The 20,380-nt window shown below is 48.5% G+C and carries 19 protein-coding genes and 1 other annotated feature; all 19 genes read left to right on the forward strand.

Annotated elements, in window-relative coordinates; genetic code table 11:
- Positions 1 to 343: 343 nt before the first annotated feature.
- On the forward strand, positions 344 to 1,810 hold the full coding sequence (gene gltX, locus ABEW34_RS21090; protein ID WP_430161307.1) for a glutamate--tRNA ligase: 1,467 nt from the start codon (positions 344 to 346) through the stop codon (positions 1,808 to 1,810).
- A 699-nt stretch (positions 1,811 to 2,509) separates the two neighbouring features.
- Positions 2,510 to 3,172 carry a serine O-acetyltransferase gene (gene cysE, locus ABEW34_RS21095; protein ID WP_430161308.1) on the forward strand — a complete coding sequence of 221 codons (663 nt, stop codon included), beginning with the start codon at positions 2,510 to 2,512 and terminating at the stop codon, positions 3,170 to 3,172.
- On the forward strand, positions 3,169 to 4,590 hold the full coding sequence (gene cysS / locus ABEW34_RS21100; protein ID WP_430161309.1) for a cysteine--tRNA ligase: 1,422 nt from the start codon (positions 3,169 to 3,171) through the stop codon (positions 4,588 to 4,590). The genes cysE and cysS overlap by 4 nt, the downstream gene beginning before the upstream one ends.
- The gene (locus ABEW34_RS21105; RefSeq protein ID WP_430161310.1) at positions 4,587 to 5,093 is read left to right on the forward strand and encodes a Mini-ribonuclease 3; all 507 of its coding nucleotides are present in this window, start codon (positions 4,587 to 4,589) and stop codon (positions 5,091 to 5,093) included. Before cysS ends, ABEW34_RS21105 begins: the two co-directional genes overlap by 4 nt.
- Positions 5,093 to 5,848, forward strand: coding sequence for a 23S rRNA (guanosine(2251)-2'-O)-methyltransferase RlmB (gene rlmB / locus ABEW34_RS21110; RefSeq protein ID WP_430161311.1), 756 nt, complete (start codon positions 5,093 to 5,095; stop codon positions 5,846 to 5,848). The genes ABEW34_RS21105 and rlmB overlap by 1 nt, the downstream gene beginning before the upstream one ends.
- A 3-nt stretch (positions 5,849 to 5,851) precedes the next feature.
- Positions 5,852 to 6,376, forward strand: coding sequence for an NYN domain-containing protein (locus ABEW34_RS21115; protein ID WP_430161312.1), 525 nt, complete (start codon positions 5,852 to 5,854; stop codon positions 6,374 to 6,376).
- Between the two features lie 190 nt (positions 6,377 to 6,566).
- Positions 6,567 to 7,217, forward strand: coding sequence for an RNA polymerase sporulation sigma factor SigH (gene sigH, locus ABEW34_RS21120; protein WP_056035760.1), 651 nt, complete (start codon positions 6,567 to 6,569; stop codon positions 7,215 to 7,217).
- A gap of 328 nt (positions 7,218 to 7,545) precedes the next feature.
- Positions 7,546 to 7,695, forward strand: coding sequence for a 50S ribosomal protein L33 (rpmG, locus tag ABEW34_RS21125; protein WP_015847242.1), 150 nt, complete (start codon positions 7,546 to 7,548; stop codon positions 7,693 to 7,695).
- A gap of 18 nt (positions 7,696 to 7,713) precedes the next feature.
- A complete protein-coding gene (gene secE, locus ABEW34_RS21130; protein WP_046234208.1) occupies positions 7,714 to 7,923 on the forward strand; it encodes a preprotein translocase subunit SecE in 210 nt (69 codons plus the stop codon).
- 23 nt (positions 7,924 to 7,946) lie between these two features.
- Entirely contained in the window at positions 7,947 to 8,480 is a 534-nt protein-coding gene (gene nusG / locus ABEW34_RS21135; protein WP_430161313.1) for a transcription termination/antitermination protein NusG, read from the forward strand.
- Positions 8,481 to 8,580: 100 nt separating this feature from the next.
- Positions 8,581 to 9,006: a 50S ribosomal protein L11 gene (gene rplK / locus ABEW34_RS21140; protein WP_046234210.1), complete on the forward strand. Its 426-nt coding sequence runs from the start codon at positions 8,581 to 8,583 to the stop codon at positions 9,004 to 9,006.
- A gap of 138 nt (positions 9,007 to 9,144) precedes the next feature.
- Positions 9,145 to 9,837: a 50S ribosomal protein L1 gene (gene rplA, locus ABEW34_RS21145; protein ID WP_056035763.1), complete on the forward strand. Its 693-nt coding sequence runs from the start codon at positions 9,145 to 9,147 to the stop codon at positions 9,835 to 9,837.
- 16 nt (positions 9,838 to 9,853) lie between these two features.
- Positions 9,854 to 10,006: a sequence feature (ribosomal protein L10 leader region), on the forward strand.
- A gap of 60 nt (positions 10,007 to 10,066) precedes the next feature.
- Positions 10,067 to 10,570, forward strand: coding sequence for a 50S ribosomal protein L10 (rplJ, locus tag ABEW34_RS21150; RefSeq protein WP_430161314.1), 504 nt, complete (start codon positions 10,067 to 10,069; stop codon positions 10,568 to 10,570).
- A gap of 81 nt (positions 10,571 to 10,651) precedes the next feature.
- The gene (gene rplL, locus ABEW34_RS21155; protein WP_046234213.1) at positions 10,652 to 11,011 is read left to right on the forward strand and encodes a 50S ribosomal protein L7/L12; all 360 of its coding nucleotides are present in this window, start codon (positions 10,652 to 10,654) and stop codon (positions 11,009 to 11,011) included.
- Positions 11,012 to 11,133: 122 nt separating this feature from the next.
- A complete protein-coding gene (locus ABEW34_RS21160; RefSeq protein WP_430161315.1) occupies positions 11,134 to 11,730 on the forward strand; it encodes a class I SAM-dependent methyltransferase in 597 nt (198 codons plus the stop codon).
- Between the two features lie 310 nt (positions 11,731 to 12,040).
- The gene (gene rpoB / locus ABEW34_RS21165) at positions 12,041 to 15,607 is read left to right on the forward strand and encodes a DNA-directed RNA polymerase subunit beta (protein ID WP_430161316.1); all 3,567 of its coding nucleotides are present in this window, start codon (positions 12,041 to 12,043) and stop codon (positions 15,605 to 15,607) included.
- Positions 15,608 to 15,724: 117 nt separating this feature from the next.
- Positions 15,725 to 19,327, forward strand: coding sequence for a DNA-directed RNA polymerase subunit beta' (rpoC, locus tag ABEW34_RS21170; RefSeq protein ID WP_414812582.1), 3,603 nt, complete (start codon positions 15,725 to 15,727; stop codon positions 19,325 to 19,327).
- A gap of 219 nt (positions 19,328 to 19,546) precedes the next feature.
- Positions 19,547 to 19,777, forward strand: a complete 231-nt coding sequence (locus ABEW34_RS21175; protein ID WP_430161317.1) for a ribosomal L7Ae/L30e/S12e/Gadd45 family protein — start codon at positions 19,547 to 19,549, stop codon at positions 19,775 to 19,777.
- Positions 19,778 to 19,934: 157 nt separating this feature from the next.
- Positions 19,935 to 20,354 carry a 30S ribosomal protein S12 gene (gene rpsL / locus ABEW34_RS21180; protein WP_046234218.1) on the forward strand — a complete coding sequence of 140 codons (420 nt, stop codon included), beginning with the start codon at positions 19,935 to 19,937 and terminating at the stop codon, positions 20,352 to 20,354.
- Positions 20,355 to 20,380: the final 26 nt, after the last annotated feature.

Here is a 20,380-nt window from a genome sequence, read left to right on the forward strand (position 1 = left end):
GGCTTCTGCTCATGTTTGATGCTATAATCAATCAAGATTATAATGTGGCTTGCTTACGCTGCATACATGTCCTCAATTATTTTGCTAAAGATATAGCAAAAGCAATTTGTTTATGTAAGGCGAAGGTTATATTTACGAAACGCAGCTGGTTTTTTTGAAGGAAATCTTAGCAATAGCTGATTTACTGCAAGGATGTAAGCAGTATGGTGAAAAAGTCGCAGTGGAGAGAAAAGGGGTTGCTGGAGAAGCGGCAGCGCAGACTCTTTTTCACCTTACTTATCTTACGAGTTTGGCAGTACTAAAAGCGCAAGGCTGCAAGCGACTAGGGAGGGGCGATTTACCAATGACACAAGAAATTCGCGTACGATACGCACCGTCGCCGACGGGGCATCTGCATATTGGAAACGCAAGAACGGCCTTATTCAATTATTTGTTTGCCCGCAATTTGGGCGGAAAGTTTATTATCCGCATCGAAGATACGGATGTGAAGCGCAATATTGCCGGCGGAGAAGAAAGCCAGCTCACTTATTTGAAATGGCTCGGCATTGACTGGGATGAAAGCATCGACGTTGGCGGCGACTACGGTCCTTACCGTCAGACGGAGCGTCTCGATATTTACGAAAAATATTGGCAGGATTTGCTGGATCGCGGTCTGGCCTACCGCTGCTACTGCACCGAAGAGGAGCTGGAGCGTGAGCGCGAGGAGCAGACGGCCCGGGGCGAAACGCCGCGTTATTCCGGACTGCATCGCAATTTGACGGATGAGCAGCGCACGGCATTCGAGGCGGAAGGCCGCGTGCCAAGCATTCGTTTCCGCGTACCGGAAGGCCGCACGTACAAATTTGACGATGTCGTAAAAGGCGAAATCAGCTTTGATACGGCAGAAACAGGCGATTTTGTCATTGTGAAAAAAGATGGCATCCCAACGTACAACTTTGCCGTTGCACTGGATGACCACCTGATGAAAATTAGCCACGTCCTGCGGGGCGAAGACCATATTTCCAACACGCCGCGCCAATTGATGATTTATGAAGCATTTGGCTGGGAGCCGCCTCGCTTTGGTCATATGACGCTGATCGTTAACGAAACCCGCAAAAAGCTCAGCAAGCGCGATGAGTCGATCATCCAATTCATTGAGCAATACGATTCGCTGGGCTATTTGCCAGAGGCGATGTTCAACTTTATTACATTGCTCGGCTGGTCGCCGGAAGGCGAGCAGGAGATTTTTACCCGTGAGCAATTGATTGAAGTATTCAATGCTGAGCGCCTTAGCAAAAGCCCGGCCGTATTCGATACGCAGAAGCTGAGCTGGATGAACAATGAATATTTGAAAAAAACAGATCTGGCGCGCGTCGTCGAGATGTGCCTGCCGCATTTGGTTAAAGCTGGCCGCGTATCTGAGCATTTGGATGAAGCTGGCCGCGCATGGGTGAGCAGTCTCGTGGCGTTGTATCAGGATAAGCTGCGTTATGCAGCGGAAATCGTACCGCATACCGAGATTTTCTTCCAAGAGGCTGCCCAAGATGAAGAAGAAGCGACGACTGTGCTTGCAGAAGAGCAGGTGCCTGTCGTGCTTGCGGCTTTCCTCGCACAAGTAGAAGCAACACCAGCCGAGGCATTTGATGAAGGTAGCGTGAAGGCTTCCATTAAAACGGTGCAAAAGGATACCGGCTTCAAAGGCAAACAGCTGTTTATGCCAATCCGTGCCGCGTTGACCGGACAGACGCATGGACCGGACTTGAACCAAACCATCGTGCTGCTTGGCCAAGCGAAAGTCATCGCGAGACTGAACGAGCGGTTGGGCCGCTAGGCTCGCTGCATGGGGAGAAGGCCGCGGCGCGAGTATTCGCGGTAGGCGTACTCTTTTTCACCGTATGATTACCCACGGACACAATGCCTCTTGTCACATAAGGGTGGATTGGGTATACTAGGGCTACTATTAGGAAGTTTACAGTTAACAAGCTATGAACAGGAAAAGTACGTTTTGCTGGATTTGCAGAGAGGACAACCGTCATTGCATCCAGGCCGGGTTACCCGCGGCTATTGGACAATGTAGCTGCAAGTTGTCTAATTCGGCGGGCGGAAAATTGCACCTGGGAGCTTTGTTCCGAGCCAGAGGCCCGAACAGCTGTCATGGAACGAGAGAGGTTTCGTTCGCATGCTGCGTCGACGGCGCTTGTGGGGTAGGCGGCAACGTAAGCCTGCGTTAAAGGCTTTGAGATGGATAGCAGCTGAGCTATCTGGCAGCCATAGGTTGAAGCGGGCGAAGGCAGACATGCTTAAAGCTTGCTGCGAGCGGCGCAGATATGTTGTCAGGCTATTCAAGCAGAGTGGGACCGCGATTGAACACACGCCTCTGCAGCATGCAAATGCTGTGGGGGCTTTTTTATATGGATATGCGGCAGCCAGCTAGGCAGGACTAAGGAGCTGCGAGGAAATTAGCGGTACTTCATTTCGTCGCAGTCTCTAAGAGGGGCAGCGGCCTGCTGGCTTGAGAGGAGATAAGCTGATGTTTCGCCATATTCGTTCAGATATTGAAGCGGTATTCGAAAATGATCCGGCCGCCAGAAGTCGCTTTGAGGTCGTCTTCACTTATTCCGGCCTGCATGCGATTTGGGCGCATCGGGCAGCGCATTATTTTTTTCGTCACAAATGGTTTACGGTCGCGCGTATCATATCTCAATTCAGCCGTTTTATGACGGGCATTGAAATTCATCCAGGTGCTACGATAGGCGATCGGCTGTTCATCGACCACGGGATGGGCATTGTCATCGGCGAAACATGCGAAATTGGTAATGATGTCGTCATTTATCAAGGGGTTACGCTTGGCGGTACGGGCAAGGAGAAGGGCAAGCGCCACCCGACCATCGGCAACAACGTCGTTATTGGCTCTGGCTCGAAGGTGCTGGGATCGTTCAAAATTGGCGATAATTCAAATGTAGGCTCGAATGCGGTTGTGCTGCGCGAGGTGCCGCCTAATTGTACCGTTGTTGGCAACCCCGGCCGAGTGGTGAAACGAAATGGCGAGCGGGTGAAGGACAGACTGGAGCACAACCAGCTGCCTGACCCGGTTATCGAAATGCTGAGGGATATGCAAAATGAAATAGATCGTTTGAAAACAGAGTTGAAAGAGCTCAGGGAGCCTGTAACTGGAGGGGAATTTCGAAAATGACGCTACATTTATATAACACGCTGACCCGCACGAAGGAAGCTTTTGAATCACAGGAGCCGGAAAAAGTTAAAATGTACGTATGCGGGCCGACGGTTTACGATTATATTCACATTGGAAATGCAAGACCGGTTATTTTCTTCGATGTCGTTCGGAGATATTTGGAGAGCACAGGTTATGAGGTTGATTATGTTGTCAACTTTACGGACGTGGATGATAAATTGATCCGCAAAGCGGAAGAGCTGGGATCTACCGTTCCAGAAGTGGCAGAGACCTTCATCGCGGCATTCAATGCGGATCTCGAAGCGCTCGCGGTGCATAAGGCAACGCTGAGCCCGCGCGTAACGGAGCATATTCCGGAAATCGTCGAATTTATTCAAGGCCTGCTGGACAAAGACATCGCTTATGAGAGCGAAGGCGATATTTATTTCCGCACCGCGAAGTTCGAGGATTACGGCAAGCTGTCGCATCAAAATCTGGAGGAGCTGCAATTCGGCATTCGGATTGAGGTGGGTGATCGCAAGGAGAATCCGCAGGATTTTGTGCTATGGAAAGGGGCAAAGCCAGGCGAAATTTTCTGGGAAACCCCTTGGGGACCGGGCCGTCCCGGCTGGCATATCGAATGCTCGGCGATGGCGCGCAAATATCTCGGAGACACGCTCGATATTCATGGCGGCGGACACGACCTGCAGTTCCCGCATCATGAATGCGAGGTTGCGCAGTCAGAAGCATTAACGGGCAAGCCGCTCGCGAATTATTGGATGCATAACGGCTATATTAACATTGATAATGTGAAAATTTCCAAGTCGCTTGGCAACGGAATTTCCGTGCATGAGCTTGTAAAGCAAGTGAAGCCGCAAGCCATTCGTTATTTTGTTTTGTCTGGACACTATCGCAGCCCGCTTAATTTCAATGAAGAAGCGTTGAAGCAAGCCGTGAACAGCGTGGAGCGCATCGCGAACAGCGCGTCCAATTTGCGCCATCGCCTGCAAGTGCTGGAGAGCGAGGAGCAGACGGGAGCTGCGGTTGCAGCGTTCGAGCTTGATGCTCGCTTGGCGGAAATAATGAGCGTCTTCGAGGCGAAAATGGACGATGACTTCAATACGCCGGATGCGATTACCGCGGTCTTTGATCTGGTAGGCGAAGCGAATCAATATTTGAATCGCGCAGATGTGAGTGTCGAGGGCGTGCAGGCCTTTCTGGATGTGCTGGAGCAAATGGACGAGGTGCTTGGCTTAATTCCGCTACAGTCGGCCGAAGCGGATCTGCTTGATGAGGAAATTGAGCAGCTGATTGTCGAAAGAACGGAAGCGCGCCAGTCGAAAAACTGGGCTAGAGCAGACGAAATTCGCGATTTGTTGACAGAGAAAGGCATCGCTCTTGAGGATACGCCGCAAGGCATCCGTTGGCGCCGCCTATGAGTGAGCCGCATAACAGCGAGGCGCTAGCGAACGATTTATTGTTTTACTCGCCTTCGAAAAAAACAAATCTGCTGAATCCCGTCGTGCTCGCCTATGTGGGTGACAGTGTGTTCGAGCTGCTGGTACGACAATATTTGGTATCGCTGCCGAATCATAAGCCGCATCACCTGCACCGCGAAGCGACGGGCATCGTCTCGGCAAAGGCGCAGCGGCGGATTTTACTGGAGCACTGGCAGCCGCTGCTGACGGAGGAAGAGGCAGATGTGGTGCGGCGCGGACGCAATACGAAATCCGGTGCACCGCCTAAAAATGCTGACCCTGCCGATTATCGTCAAGCAACCGCGCTTGAATGTCTCGTTGGGTATTTATATTATGAAGGCCGCATTCAGCGCTTGCATGAGTTATTCGCCTGTGCGATTGCAGCAAGAGAAGATGGAGAGCAGCAGCTGGCACAGCCAGCCGCCCCTTCCACCGCAGCCAAGAAAACAAAGGAGGGCGAATAATGACTGAGACTACCCCGCAAGATGAAATTATTGCTGGCAAGCATCCCGTACTGGAGGCGCTTCGTTCCGGGCGTGAAATTAATAAAATTTGGATCGCCGAAGGCGCCCAGAAGAGCATGACGCAGCCGATTACGGCAGAGGCGAAAAAAAGCGGAATTATCGTGCAATTTGTCGATAGAAGGAAGCTCGATGGCATGGCCGAGGGCGTTCAGCATCAAGGCGTTATTGCGCAGGCTGCTGCTTTTCGCTACGCCGAGATTGAAGAAATATTAGAAGCGGCGCGCAGCCGCAATGAGACGCCTTTTATTTTGCTGCTGGATGAAATAGAGGACCCACATAATTTGGGCTCGATTCTGCGGACAGCGGAATGCACCGGCGTTCATGGTGTTATTATTCCGAAGCGCCGCGCGGTCGGATTAACGGCTACCGTCTCGAAAACGTCGGCGGGAGCGGCGGAATATGTGCCGGTTGCCCGCGTGACAAACCTGGCGCAAACGATCGATCGGCTCAAGGAAGAAGGCATATGGATAGCGGGCACGGATGTCAGTGCCAAGCAGGAGATTTATTCGATGAAATTCGACATGCCTCTCGCTGTCGTCATTGGCAATGAAGGCAAAGGGATTGGCCGCCTCATCAAAGAAAAATGCGATTTTCTGGTGAAGCTTCCGATGCAGGGCCAGCTTAATTCGCTGAATGCCTCCGTTGCTGCGGGCGTGTTCATGTACGAAGTGGTCAGACAGCGCCGGAGCGTTTAAAGCATGAAACGGCGTGACGATATTTTGCTGGTGGATGGCTACAACATGATTGGGGCCTGGCCCGTGCTGGAAAAGCTGAAAGCCTTCGATCTCGAGGAAGCAAGGGACAAGCTGCTTGATATGCTCGCGGATTATCAGGGGTTTACCGGCATGGCGGTCTATGTCATTTTTGATGCGCATCAGGTGCCTGGGCTTGGAGCGACCTTCAAGCACCACAAGCTGACAATTGTGTATACGAAGGAAAAGGAAACAGCGGATGAATGCATTGAGCGCATGGTTGTTGAGCTGTTTCAAAAAAGACGCCATTTGTATGTCGCTACTTCTGATCTCGTAGAACAGCATGTCGCTTTCGCCCATGGGGCGCTCCGCCTCTCGGCACGCGAGCTGTTAATTGAAATGGAGCAGAACCGCAAGCAAATTGAGCTTACGCTGAGGGAAGAAACGAAGAGCCGCCGCAATACGGTGGACAATAGTCTTAGCCTTGAAATTCGCACGCAGCTGGAAAGGCTCAGGCGAGGCAAGAAATAACGGGGCGCACGAAGGCGGCGGCGAATTATTTTTGGATGTATCTGTAAAATTTTCGACACTTTGAATAGGTTTTGTTATCGGTTCGGGGTCTAAATCGGTTGACGTTGTCAGGTTACATAATGTATACTGGCTCTATATTTGCTGGCTATGAATCTAGCGGCGTACGCCTTGCAGGCCGGAGGGATAGTTTGTGAGCATCGACCTCAAAGAATGGAGTACGCTCGAATATGACTGCAGTACGGACGAGGAAATCGTAGAAGCGGTTCGCAATGGCGACAGTCTGGCGCTCGAATATTTGATTAACAAATATAAGAATTTCGTTCGAGCTAAAGCACGCTCTTATTTTCTTATCGGTGCGGACCGGGAAGATATTGTGCAGGAAGGCATGATCGGACTGTATAAGTCTATTCGCGACTTTAAAGGGGACAAGCTCGCAAGCTTTAAAGCATTTGCAGAGCTGTGCATTACGCGGCAGATTATAACGGCGATTAAGACGGCCACCAGGCAGAAGCATATCCCGCTCAATTCCTATGTCTCGCTCGATAAGCCCATTTACGATGAAGACTCCGATCGTACTTTGCTTGATGTCATATGCGGGACCCGGGTATCAGATCCGGAAGAGTTGATCATTAACCAGGAAGAGTTTAGCGGTCTGGAAGACAAGATGTCCGAGATTTTGAGTGATCTTGAACGCAAGGTGCTCATGCTTTATTTGGATGGAAGGTCCTATCAGGAAATAGCAGTTGATCTGGATCGTCATGTGAAGTCTATTGATAATGCACTACAGCGCGTGAAGCGGAAGCTGGAACGTTATTTGGAAGTCCGGGACATAAGCGGGTAACAGTGTCATCATACTTATAGCTTAAGTGAGAATGCAGAAGCTGTCCTTTTCTCTGTAATTGTAGAAGAGGATGGCTTCATTTCCGTTTTAAATCGGAAAATGCTGCCTATACTTGTAGAAACAGGGCGGACCCGATGCCGCCTTGCTTCCAGCTTTTATACAAGCTCGCATTCTATCTTTTACATTGACATCCAATATGTCGTGTGATAAAGTGTTCGGGTAGGCCTAAATATGAGGTTTTTTTTCGTGTTGGCCTTCATTTCATCTTGAGGTACTGCATGTTTCAGGGTGAACAGGTATTTAGTAGCAGTTCGGGAGGTGTAATTCAATGCGGGTTATTATCACGTTGGCATGCACAAACTGCAAACAGAGAAACTATGCGAGCAGCAAGAACAAACGCAATCACCCCGACCGCATCGAGTTGAAGAAGTTTTGCAAGTTTTGTAACGAGCAGACTCCTCATCGCGAGACGAGATAGTCAAATGGAGGTGTGACCGTGGCATTTTTGGCTAAAGTGAAGCAAAGCTTCGGAACAACGTTTGGTTTCTTTGCTGACAGCTGGGCAGAACTGAAGAAGGTTCGTTGGCCAAATCGTAAAGAGTTGACAAGCTATTCAATCGTTGTCGTTTTGACGATTACGGCTGTGACGATTTACTTTTGGCTTCTTGACATCGGGATCTCGTCTCTAGTTGAACTGATTGTTTAAGAAGGGTCCAAAGGTGAATTGAAATGGAAAAAAGATGGTATGTCGTACACACTTACGCCGGTTATGAGAACAAAGTAAAAGCCAATTTGGAACGCCGTCTGGAATCAATGGGCATGGAAGACAAGATCTTCCGCGTACTAGTTCCGATGGAAGAAGAAGTGGTCGAGAAGGACGGCAAGAAAAAAACCGTTCAACGTAAAGTTTATCCAGGCTACGTTCTCGTAGAAATGGTTCAAACTGACGATTCTTGGTATGTTGTTCGCAATACGCCGGGTGTTACAGGATTCGTAGGATCGACAGGATCAGGCTCGAAGCCGATCGCTCTTATGCCAGACGAAGTCGAACAGATTTTGAAGCATATGGGTATGGAGGAGCCGAAGCCGAAGATCGAATTCGATCTGAAGGAAACTGTACGGGTCAAGGAAGGTCCGTTCGCGGATTTCGTTGGTACAGTAGAAGAAATTTTGCTGGAAAAAGCGAAGCTCAAGGTTCATGTCAACATGTTTGGCAGAGAAACGCCAGTTGAGTTGGATTATACTCAAGTGGAGAAGATCTAGTTCCGGTATTTCTGTAGATCGCCAGCTTGCTGGGGGATGCAGAAGCACCAAACTCGTTAGTTGTATGTTGTGGATTACCAGGGTAAGGAGGTGTATAGTCATGGCTAAGAAAGTCATCAAGATGGTCAAACTGCAAGTTCCTGCAGGTAAAGCGAATCCAGCTCCACCTATCGGTCCGGCGCTCGGTCAAGCAGGCGTTAACATTATGGCGTTCTGTAAAGAGTTTAACGCTCGTACAGCAGATCAAGCAGGTTTGATTATTCCGGTTGTTATTTCCGTATTTGAGGATCGTTCATTCACATTCGAAACTAAAACTCCACCGGCAGCAGTATTGCTCCGCGTAGCAGCAGGTATCGAAAAAGGATCAGGCGAGCCGAACAAGAAGAAAGTAGCTACCGTTAATCGCGCTAAGGTCCGTGAAATCGCGGAACAAAAAATGCCCGACTTGAATGCAGCTTCCGTTGAAGCAGCAATGCTTATGATCGAAGGCACTGCACGCAGCATGGGCGTTACAATCGTTGACTAATTGCGTTTGATCCGTTAGGATAACAAACGAAGGGCTCACTTTTACAAGGATGCTCGGACTGTGAAGCTTAGGCTTCACTGTGGGAGGATTTTCCCTAGGAGGATTTTCCGCTATAACCACTTGAGGAGGATATTTACAATGGCTAAACATGGCAAGAAGTATGTAGAAGCTTCCAAGCTGATCGATAGCGAAGCGACTTACGAGTCGTTAGAAGCGATTGAGCTTGTGAAAAAAGCAGCAACAGCTAAATTCGACGAATCCGTTGAAGTTGCTGTACGTCTGGGTGTAGACCCTCGTAAACAAGACCAAGCAGTGCGTGGCGTCGTTGTACTTCCGCACGGTACTGGTAAAACTAAACGCGTCCTCGTATTCGCAAAAGGCGACAAAGCGAAGGAAGCAGAAGCTGCTGGCGCTGATTTTGTCGGCGACGCAGACATGATTAACAAAATTCAACAAGGCTGGTTCGATTTCGACGTTTGCGTAGCAACGCCGGATATGATGGCTGAAGTTGGTAAACTTGGTCGTATTCTCGGTGGTAAGGGCCTCATGCCTAACCCTAAAGCCGGCACAGTAACGTTTGACGTTTCTAAAGCCGTGCAAGAGATTAAAGCCGGTAAAATTGAATACCGTCTGGACAAAGCTGGTCAAATCCATGCTCCAATCGGTAAAGTATCCTTTGATGCTGATAAGCTTGATGCTAACCTTCGCGCTCTTGTAGAAGCTTTGGTTCGTGCTAAACCAGCTGCAGCTAAAGGTGTATACTTGAAAAACATCGCCGTTTCCTCGACAATGGGCCCTGGCGCTCGCGTCTCCGCTGCTAGCTACCGCTAATAGCAAGGAACGGAACTAAAATCGAACACGCATACCGTAGACAGTAGGTGCCGAAAGGCTTAATTTCCTACCGAGGTGTTATGATAAAGCGTTTGGGTGCAGCCTTGGGTTGCACTAACGAACCATCATGGCCTTCGCTACTTATAGCGGAGGCTTTTCTCATGCATCGCGGCAAGAGATCTGACTCGTCAAATAACGGAATGTACAAATAATACAGGAGGTGTACAGTTTGGCAAACGCAAATATCATCCAAGAGAAACAACAAGCGGTTGAAGTTATTACAGCAAAGCTTCGTGATAGCTCCAGCACTGTCGTTGCCGATTATCGCGGATTGAACGTTGCGCAAGTTACAGAACTTCGCAAACAGCTGCGTGAGGCTGGCATCGAGTTTCAAGTTTTGAAAAACTCGCTAGTTCGCCGTGCTACTGAAGCAGCTGGTCTTTCTGAGTTGAATGAGATTCTAACTGGACCGACAGCTATTGCTTTCGGTAACGAAGATGCAGTTGCTCCAGCAAAAATTCTTAACGATTTCTCTAAAAAGAACGACGCTCTGAAACTTAAAGGCGGCGTTGTTGAAGGTAAAATCGTTGATATGGATCAAATCAAAGCGCTGGCGGAACTTCCGTCCCGCGATGGATTGCTTTCCATGCTCCTCAGCGTATTGCAAGCCCCAGTGCGCAACTTCGCGCTTGCGGTTAAAGCAGTTGGCGAGCAAAAAGAAGCTCAAGCTTAATTTTTTTCACACGCATCGAATCTGCTGCTCGTTTAAGCTTGCAGCTTAAAAAAAACTAAACCCACTTCTGGAGGTATAACCATGTCTAAAGATCAAATCTTGGAAGCCATTAAAGTTATGACCGTTCTTGAACTGAACGATCTTGTTAAAGCAATCGAAGAAGAATTCGGCGTTACTGCTGCTGCTCCTGTAGCTGCTGTAGGCGGCGGCGCAGCTGTTGAAGCTGAGCAAACTGAATTCACTGTTATCCTTAACAACGCTGGTGCTTCCAAAATCAACGTTATCAAAGTCGTTCGCGAAATCACAGGTCTTGGCCTGAAAGAAGCGAAAGATCTGGTTGATAGCGCTCCTAAAGCAATCAAAGAAAACGTTGCTAAAGAAGAAGCAGAAGCAGTTAAAGCTAAGCTTGAAGAAGCTGGCGCAGCTGTAGAAGTTAAGTAATATCTCTTCTTTAGAAGATAGCGGGCCCCTTGAAACGCTACGTTTCAAGGGGTTCGTTCTATGTTTAAATTTAAATCTATGCAAGTATAAGGTTCGACCTTATCAGGTCAGGGGGAATTCGCATGTCAGACCATTACTATTCGCCAAGCCCCGGCGTGAAAAGTGACCGGCGCATTCATGAAGAAAAGCTGCGCGGTTTTGAATTGAAATTTATGACGGATGCTGGCGTTTTTTCGAAAACGGGTGTCGATTACGGCACGCGTGTGCTGCTGGATGCACTGGAGCTGAAGGGCGAACGCAGCGTATTGGATGTCGGGTGCGGATACGGGCCGATCGGTCTTACCATTGCTCGGCTTGCTCCGGAAAGCCATGTAACGATGATAGATGTGAATGAAAGAGCGGTAGAGCTATCCAAAGAAAACGCGCACAACAACGGCATAAAGAATATAACGGTTTATCAAAGCGACGTGTATGAAGCGGTTCGGCAGTCCACATTTGATATGATCGTCACTAACCCTCCTATACGGGCTGGGAAAGAGATTGTACATCGTATTTTTGAAGAGGGCTATGGGCTACTTTCTCCTGGCGGAACGATGTGGGTCGTCATTCAGAAAAAGCAGGGCGCCGCATCAGCGGAAGCGAAGCTTGAGACGTTGTTCAGTGAAGTAATCGAAGTGACGAAAGATAAGGGCTACCGAATTTACAAAGCTGTTAAATGAGTCATTTGATTCCTTGACTTGACTTTCTATATGTGGTAAGATTATAAAATGTCAGCATTAAATTGGGCTAAATCTCTTTAGTCAACTAAAATGTCAAGTGCGAATTTTTAGCGCAAAATGCATATAGAATGCGTAGTTGACGTATAATGTTTACATTTTGGGCAAAATTACTTGATATGGATTCTATACGCTTGCGCTGCGTATGGTTGGCTCGTGGAACATGCTCTTTTTTCGAACTATTCGATAAGGGCTTTTCTTTATTTGAATAAGTAAGCAGTTACGCAGTACGTTTCGTTGCTGTGAGACAGACATGAGGGGTGAGGTTAAGTTGGCAGGACAACTTGTTCAGTATGGTCGGCGCACGCGGAGAAGTTATGCCCGAATCAACGAGGTGCTGGAAGTCCCGAACCTGATTGAAATCCAACAAAAATCGTACGAAAAATTCTTGGAAACGGATTTAATAGAGTTATTCCAAGATATTTCGCCGATTCAGGACTTTACGGGCAATCTATCGCTTGAGTTTATCGACTACAGCTTGGGCGAACCGAAATATTCGGTCGATGAATCAAAAGAACGCGATGTGACGTATGCTGCTCCACTACGCGTGAAAGTGCGTCTCTTTAATAAAGAGACGGGCGAAGTGAAGGAACAGGAAGTTTTCATGGGTGACTTCCCGCTGATGACAGAGACCGGCACGTTTATCATTAACGGAGCGGAACGGGTTATTGTCAGCCAATTGGTGCGCTCCCCAAGTGTGTACTTCAGCACGAAGGTTGATAAAAACGGGAAGAAAAACTATACAGCGACCGTTATCCCGAATCGTGGAGCTTGGTTAGAGCTGGAGACGGATGCTAAAGATATTGTCTACGTTCGTATCGACCGCACTCGGAAAATTCCGGTTACGGTACTTTTGCGTTCGTTAGGCTTCGGCACTGACGCTGAAATATTGGAATTGCTCGGCCATGACGAGTATATTCGCAATACGCTTGATAAAGACAACACGGATTCTACCGAGAAAGCGCTGATCGAAATTTATGAGCGCCTTCGTCCAGGTGAGCCGCCTACGCTTGATAACGCGAAGAGCTTGCTCGTAGCACGCTTCTTTGATCCGAAACGCTATGATTTGGCAAATGTAGGACGTTACAAGATTAACAAAAAGCTTCATATCAAAAACCGTCTGTTCAACCAGCGCTTGGCTGAAACGCTTGTCGATCCTTCGACAGGTGAAATTATTGCCGAAGCAGGTCAAATGATTGACCGCCGCTTGCTGGATGACATTTTGGAGAAGCTTGAAACGAATGTCGGCTTCAAAACGTATCATGTCGCCAATGGCGTACTTGATGCAGATAGTATTCCACTGCAAGCAATCAGTGTATTCTCGCCGCTTGACGAATCCAAAGTGATTAAGGTCATTGCGAACGGAATTATTGATAAAGCAGTGAAGCACGTCACGCCGGCAGATATTATTGCTTCCATTAACTATTTCCTTAACCTGCTTCAAGGTGTAGGAAGCACGGATGACATTGACCACTTGGGCAATCGTCGTCTGCGTTCTGTAGGGGAGCTTCTGCAAAACCAATTCCGTATCGGTTTATCCCGTATGGAAAGAGTTGTGCGTGAACGGATGTCGATTCAGGATGCTAACGCAATTACGCCGCAGGCGCTGATTAACATTCGTCCCGTTATAGCTTCGATTAAAGAGTTCTTTGGATCCTCACAGCTCTCGCAGTTTATGGACCAAACGAATCCGCTTGCTGAACTGACGCACAAACGTCGTCTGTCTGCACTCGGACCCGGCGGTTTGACGCGTGAGCGCGCGGGCTTTGAAGTCCGTGACGTCCATCACTCCCACTATGGGCGGATGTGTCCGATCGAGACGCCAGAGGGACCGAATATCGGTCTGATCAACTCCTTGTCCTCCTTTGCCCGCATTAACGAATATGGCTTCATTGAAGCTCCTTATCGTTGGGTAGATGCGAAGACAGGAATTGTAACGGAACAAATTTCCTATTTGACTGCAGATGAAGAAGACAACTATGTAATCGCGCAAGCGAATGCGAAGCTGACTCCAGAAGGTACTTTTGAAGATAGCAGCGTTATCGTTCGTTACAACAAGCAAGCTGACAACATCCTTACGATGCCAAGCGAGCGCGTTGACTACATGGACGTTTCTCCTAAGCAGGTAGTATCGGTTGCGACGGCGCTTATTCCGTTCCTGGAAAACGATGACTCCAACCGTGCGCTAATGGGTTCCAACATGCAGCGGCAAGCCGTACCTCTCTTGATCCCGAAGGCACCGCTTGTCGGTACGGGCATGGAGCATAAGTCGGCTAAAGACTCCGGTGTATGTATTGTCTCCAAACATGATGGAATTATTGAACGTGTATCTGCCAATGAGATTTGGCTGCGCCGTGTGGAGCAAATTGACGGCAAGTCGGTAACTGGCGATCTCGTTAAGCATAAGCTTCATAAGTTTACGCGTTCCAACCAAGGAACATGCATTAACCAGCGTCCGCTTGTGCACAAAGGCGACGTTATCCAAAAAGGCGATATTCTCGCTGATGGACCGTCAACTGAGCAAGGCGAATTGGCGCTGGGCCGCAATGTGGTCGTTGCCTTTATGACATGGGAAGGCTACAACTATGAGGATGCTATCCTTCTTAGTGAAAAGCTTGTAAAAGAAGATGTATATACCTCGATCCATATCGAGGAATATGAGTCGGAAGCCCGTGATACGAAGCTTGGACCAGAAGAAATTACACGCGACATTCCGAACGTCGGCGAAGAAGCACTGAAAAATCTCGACGAGCGCGGCATTATCCGTGTTGGTGCAGAAATCAGTGCAGGCGATATTCTCGTTGGTAAAGTAACACCTAAAGGTGTAACGGAGCTGACAGCTGAAGAGCGTCTTCTTCATGCGATTTTCGGTGAGAAAGCTCGTGAAGTAAGAGATACTTCGCTTCGCGTACCGCATGGTACTGACGGAATCGTTGTGGACGTAAAAGTATTTACCCGCGAGAACGGCGATGAGCTGCCTCCTGGTGTAAATCAACTCGTACGTGCTTATATCGCTCAAAAACGGAAAATTTCCGAGGGTGATAAAATGGCCGGACGTCACGGTAATAAAGGGGTTATTGCCCGCATTATGCCGGAAGAAGATATGCCGTTCCTGCCAGATGGCACACCAGTTGAAGTTGTTCTCAACCCACTGGGCGTACCTTCCCGTATGAACATCGGCCAAGCGCTGGAAGTTCACTTGGGTCTCGCTTGTAAACGTCTTGGCTTGCATGCTGCGACGCCTGTATTTGACGGCGCGCGGGAGAATGACGTTTTTGATGCCATGGAAGAAGCGGGCATGCAGCGTAATGGTAAGACTGTACTTTATGATGGCCGTACGGGTGAAAACTTCGAACGTGAAGTTACTGTTGGCGTCATGTACATGATCAAACTCGCGCACATGGTTGATGATAAAATCCATGCTCGTTCCACAGGTCCTTACTCGCTCGTTACGCAACAGCCATTGGGTGGTAAAGCTCAATTCGGCGGACAGCGTTTCGGTGAGATGGAAGTATGGGCGCTTGAAGCATATGGTGCTGCTTACACCTTGCAAGAAATTCTTACAGTCAAATCCGATGATGTTGTTGGTCGCGTGAAGACGTATGAGTCGATTGTTAAGGGTGAGAACGTACCAGAGCCGGGCGTACCAGAGTCATTCAAAGTATTGATCAAAGAACTTCAAAGTCTGGGTATGGATGTCAAAATCCTGACCGAAAATGAAGAAGAGATCGAGCTGAGAGAGTCGGATGACGATGATGACGCAGCAGGAGATAAGCTGAATCTTAATTTAGAAGGCGCTGAAGTAGGCGCTCTTGAATAAAAACCTAGCCCAGCTGCGTGTACGCTTCTAGCGAATACGCAGCCGCTAGTATGCATGAAATAGCCATACATGACGAAGGAGGGTTGCTCCTTGTTGGACGTGAACAACTTCGAGTATATGAAAATTGGGCTTGCCTCGCCTGAGAAAATTCGTTCCTGGTCCCGCGGAGAAGTTAAAAAGCCGGAAACGATCAACTATAGGACGTTAAAACCGGAGAAGGAAGGCCTCTTCTGCGAGAAAATTTTTGGTCCTACCAAAGACTGGGAGTGTCACTGCGGCAAGTACAAGCGCGTTCGCTATAAAGGCGTCGTCTGTGATCGCTGTGGCGTTGAAGTAACACGTGCGAAAGTTCGCCGTGAGCGTATGGGACATATTGAGCTTGCAGCTCCTGTATCCCATATCTGGTATTTCAAAGGGATTCCTAGCCGCATGGGCTTGGCATTGGATATGTCGCCTCGTTCGCTTGAGGAGATCATCTACTTTGCATCTTATGTTGTAACTGATCCTGGTGATACGCCGCTGGAGAAAAAGCAGCTGCTGTCCGAAAAGGAATACCGCAGCTACCGTGAGAAATATGGCTACGGCTTCCACGCTGGAATGGGTGCTGAAGCAGTCAAAAAACTGCTGCAGGACATTGAAGTGGAGAAAGAGCTGGAGCAGCTTAAAGAAGAGCTTCGTACGGCTCAGGGCCAACGCCGTAACCGTGCGATCAAGCGTCTTGAAGTTATCGAAGCATTCCGCAATTCTGGCAATGAGCCGGAATGGATGATTCTCGATGTGCTTCCAGTTATCCCTCCTGAGCTTCGCCCGATGGTACAACTGGATGGCGGACGTTTTGCAACGTCTGACCTTAATGACCTGTACCGTCGTGTAATCAACCGTAACAACCGTCTGAAGCGCCTGCTTGATCTGGGTGCTCCTGACATTATCGTGCAAAATGAGAAACGTATGCTTCAAGAAGCAGTTGATGCGCTGATTGATAACGGCCGTCGTGGTCGTCCAGTGACTGGACCGGGTAACCGTCCGCTCAAATCGCTCAGCCATATGCTTAAAGGTAAGCAAGGGCGTTTCCGTCAAAACTTGCTCGGTAAACGTGTCGATTACTCTGGCCGTTCCGTTATCGTAGTAGGACCTAACCTGAAGATGTTCCAATGCGGACTTCCGAAGGAAATGGCGCTTGAGCTGTTTAAGCCATTCGTTATGAAAGAACTCGTCAACAAAGGACTTGCACACAACATTAAGAGCGCGAAGCGCAAAGTTGAGCGCGTAAGCCCTGAAGTATGGGATGTTCTTGAAGAAGTAATTAAGGAGCACCCGGTTCTTCTTAACCGTGCCCCGACCCTTCACAGACTCGGTATTCAAGCATTTGAGCCGATTTTGGTTGAAGGCCGCGCCATCAAGCTTCACCCGCTCGTATGTACTGCTTATAACGCGGATTTCGATGGTGACCAAATGGCCGTTCACGTACCTTTGTCTGCAGAAGCACAAGCGGAAGCTCGCTTGCTCATGCTTGCATCGGGCAACATTTTGAACCCTAAAGACGGCAAGCCAGTCGTTACGCCTTCCCAGGATATGGTTCTCGGCAGTTACTATCTGACGATGGACAACAAGGAAGCGCATGGTACGGGTTCGGTGTTTGCAACGGTGAATGAAGCGGTATCGGCGTACCAACGCGGTATTGTTTCGCTGCATGCACGGATCTTTATTCCGGTGAAAGTTTTGAAAAAGACGGTGTTCACCGAAAAACAACAGCAGTCGTTGATGTCAACGACGGTTGGTAAAGTTATTTTCAACGAAATTTTCCCGGAAGATTTCCCGTATATCAACGAGGCTACGAAAACGAACCTCTTGAACGGTACGCCGGATAAATATTTTGTATACGAAAAAGGCAGTGATTTGAAAAAAATCATTGAAGAATTGCCGATAGCAGGCGGTGTAGGTAAAGATTATCTCGGTAATATTATTGCTGAGTGCTTCAGAAACTACCATACGACGCTGACGGCTGTCATCCTTGACCGTATCAAGCAGCTAGGCTTCACTTACTCCACGCGTGCAGGTATTACGATCGCCGTATCGGACGTTATCGTGCCGCCGGAGAAAACAGAGCTTCTTAAAAAATCGGATGATCAGGTTGCTATCGTTATGAATCAGTACCGTCGTGGTCTGATTACGAACGAAGAGCGTTATGACCGGATTATTAGCATTTGGAGCAAATGTAAAGACGAGCTGACGGAAATTTTGATGAAGTCCATGGATCGTTACAACAACATTATGCTCATGGTTGATTCGAAGGCACGGGGTAACAAATCGCAAATCACCCAGTTGGGCGGTATGCGTGGTCTGATGGCCAACCCATCGGGTCGGATTATCGAGTTGCCAATCAAATCGAACTTCCGTGAAGGTCTGACGGTACTCGAGTACTTCATCTCGACGCATGGAGCGCGGAAAGGTCTCGCGGATACAGCTCTTCGTACAGCTGACTCCGGTTACCTGACTCGTAGGCTCGTTGACGTTGCACAAGACGTTATCGTTCGTGAAGAAGATTGCGGAACCGATAAAGGCTTCTCCGTGAGCAAAATTCAAGACGGCAAAGAGGTTATTGAGGATCTGTACGATCGTATTGAAGGCCGCTACGCTTTCGAGACCGTTCGTCATCCGAAGACTGGCGAAGTTATCGTCAGCCGCAACGATCTGATTGACTCGAACAGAGCCGATGCGATTATTGATGCAGGTATTGAGAAGCTGCAAATCCGTTCCGTGCTTAGCTGCCGCGCTCGTCATGGCGTATGTAAAACTTGTTATGGCCGCAACCTGGCAACAGGCAAGCATGTTGAAATCGGTGAAGCAGTAGGTATCATTGCCGCTCAATCCATCGGTGAGCCAGGAACACAGCTGACGATGCGTACCTTCCATACCGGCGGTGTTGCCGGAGACGATATTACGCAAGGTTTGCCGCGTATCCAGGAGCTTTTCGAGGCGCGTAATCCGAAAGGTCAAGCGATTATCACCGAGCTTGATGGTGTCGTCAAAGAAATTCGTGAAGCGAAGGATCGCCGTGAAATCGAAGTTCAAGGTGAAGCGGAATCCAAAACTTATGCGATCACTTACGGTTCGCGTATCCGTGTTGTAAAAGGTCAGCATCTTGAAGCCGGCGACGAGCTGACAGATGGTTCAATTGACCCTAAAGATATGCTTCGGATTAAAGGTATCCGCGGCGTTCAAAACTATATTTTGCAGGAAGTACAGCGCGTCTACCGGAACCAAGGGGTAGAAATCAATGACAAGCACATTGAAGTCATGGTTAAGCAAATGCTCCGCAAAATCCGTATCGTTGATGCGGGAGAAACGAAGCTTCTGCCAGGCGCATTCGTAGACATTCATGAATATGAATCTGCCAACCGCGAAGCGATCTTTGCTGATAAAGAGCCAGCTGTAGCCAAACCGGTATTGCTCGGTATCACGAAAGCGTCTCTTGAGACGGATTCGTTCTTGTCGGCAGCTTCTTTCCAGGAAACGACTCGCGTCTTGACTGACGCTGCTATTAAAGGCAAGGTCGATCAATTGCTTGGTCTGAAGGAAAATGTTATTATCGGTAAGTTGATTCCAGCTGGTACGGGTATGCCGCGTTATCGCAATATCCGTCTGGTAGGACTTGAGGATGAGCAGGAAACTGTTGTAAACCAAGGCGAACTGGAATCAGAAGCCGTTACCGTTGACTAAAGCTTGAAGCATGCATGCGGCGGCGGCCTCCCCTGGTAAGTGAAGGGGAAGCTGCCTGCGTATGCGTATATCGAGGTTCTAGCAGCTTTTCAGAAGAGGTAATGACTAGCATTTGCGGTTTTTCTGATAAAGCTACTTGACACTCTAGGTATACAGGTGATACTATATCGAAGTGTGCCTAATTGTGTGATCTTCTACCGCTAAAGGATAGGTGATTCCATGCAGTTTAAAGTTGGCGCGAAACAGACGACGAAGATGCTTGAGCAAGATCAAGCAATCGAAGTCTACATTGCTCAAGATGCAGATCCACGAATGATAGAGAAGGTGCTTCATTTGTGTGAGCGGTCGAGTATCCCGGTCAAATGGGTAGAAACGATGCAAGACCTTGGGAAAACCTGTGGAATTGATGTCGGAGCTGCTATGGCAGCGCTCGTAACCGATGATGAATAAAGGAAAAAAGCATTTTTGCTGGTGCAACTTCAACCCGATGATGGACTGGTAAGAATTTTTATTTGTTCTTTTATGAACCACCTGGATCTGTGGGCTTTAAAATTAGGTGTAATGTCTACCATATTAAATGACATGAATAACGGAAGGGGGTGGCAACATGCCAACAATTAACCAGCTAGTCCGTAAAGGACGCCAAGCTAAAGTCGTAAAATCGAAATCGCCAGCTTTGCAAAAAGGTTTCAACGCCTTGAAACGTGAAGCTACAAACATCAGTGCTCCGCAAAAACGCGGTGTGTGCACTCGTGTAGGTACAATGACTCCGAAAAAACCGAACTCTGCACTTCGTAAATACGCGCGTGTACGTTTGACTAACCGCGTAGAGGTTACAGCTTACATTCCGGGTATCGGACATAACCTGCAAGAGCACAGTGTCGTATTGATCCGTGGCGGACGGGTAAAAGACCTTCCGGGTGTACGTTATCATATCGTTCGCGGCGCTTTGGATACAGCGGGTGTTAACAACCGTAACCAAGCTCGTTCGAAATACGGTGCTAAACGTCCTAAAGTTAAGAAATAAGATTTGTTTTACCACTAATGAAATTA

Source organism: Paenibacillus algorifonticola (genome assembly GCF_050481745.1).
In the GTDB taxonomy this organism is placed as follows: domain Bacteria; phylum Bacillota; class Bacilli; order Paenibacillales; family Paenibacillaceae; genus Pristimantibacillus; species Pristimantibacillus algorifonticola_A.

What these genes read in the sequence shown, in the direction of transcription:
- gltX (WP_430161307.1), top strand. Translation starts at nt 344, where the DNA reads ATGACACAAGAAATTCGCGTACGATACGCACCGTCGCCGACGGGGCAT.
- cysE (WP_430161308.1), top strand. Translation starts at nt 2,510, where the DNA reads ATGTTTCGCCATATTCGTTCAGATATTGAAGCGGTATTCGAAAATGAT.
- cysS (WP_430161309.1), top strand. Translation starts at nt 3,169, where the DNA reads ATGACGCTACATTTATATAACACGCTGACCCGCACGAAGGAAGCTTTT.
- ABEW34_RS21105 (WP_430161310.1), top strand. Translation starts at nt 4,587, where the DNA reads ATGAGTGAGCCGCATAACAGCGAGGCGCTAGCGAACGATTTATTGTTT.
- rlmB (WP_430161311.1), top strand. Translation starts at nt 5,093, where the DNA reads ATGACTGAGACTACCCCGCAAGATGAAATTATTGCTGGCAAGCATCCC.
- ABEW34_RS21115 (WP_430161312.1), top strand. Translation starts at nt 5,852, where the DNA reads ATGAAACGGCGTGACGATATTTTGCTGGTGGATGGCTACAACATGATT.
- rpmG (WP_015847242.1), top strand. Translation starts at nt 7,546, where the DNA reads ATGCGGGTTATTATCACGTTGGCATGCACAAACTGCAAACAGAGAAAC.
- nusG (WP_430161313.1), top strand. Translation starts at nt 7,947, where the DNA reads ATGGAAAAAAGATGGTATGTCGTACACACTTACGCCGGTTATGAGAAC.
- rplK (WP_046234210.1), top strand. Translation starts at nt 8,581, where the DNA reads ATGGCTAAGAAAGTCATCAAGATGGTCAAACTGCAAGTTCCTGCAGGT.
- rplA (WP_056035763.1), top strand. Translation starts at nt 9,145, where the DNA reads ATGGCTAAACATGGCAAGAAGTATGTAGAAGCTTCCAAGCTGATCGAT.
- rplL (WP_046234213.1), top strand. Translation starts at nt 10,652, where the DNA reads ATGTCTAAAGATCAAATCTTGGAAGCCATTAAAGTTATGACCGTTCTT.
- ABEW34_RS21160 (WP_430161315.1), top strand. Translation starts at nt 11,134, where the DNA reads ATGTCAGACCATTACTATTCGCCAAGCCCCGGCGTGAAAAGTGACCGG.
- rpoB (WP_430161316.1), top strand. Translation starts at nt 12,041, where the DNA reads ATGAGGGGTGAGGTTAAGTTGGCAGGACAACTTGTTCAGTATGGTCGG.
- rpoC (WP_414812582.1), top strand. Translation starts at nt 15,725, where the DNA reads ATGAAAATTGGGCTTGCCTCGCCTGAGAAAATTCGTTCCTGGTCCCGC.
- ABEW34_RS21175 (WP_430161317.1), top strand. Translation starts at nt 19,547, where the DNA reads ATGCAGTTTAAAGTTGGCGCGAAACAGACGACGAAGATGCTTGAGCAA.
- rpsL (WP_046234218.1), top strand. Translation starts at nt 19,935, where the DNA reads ATGCCAACAATTAACCAGCTAGTCCGTAAAGGACGCCAAGCTAAAGTC.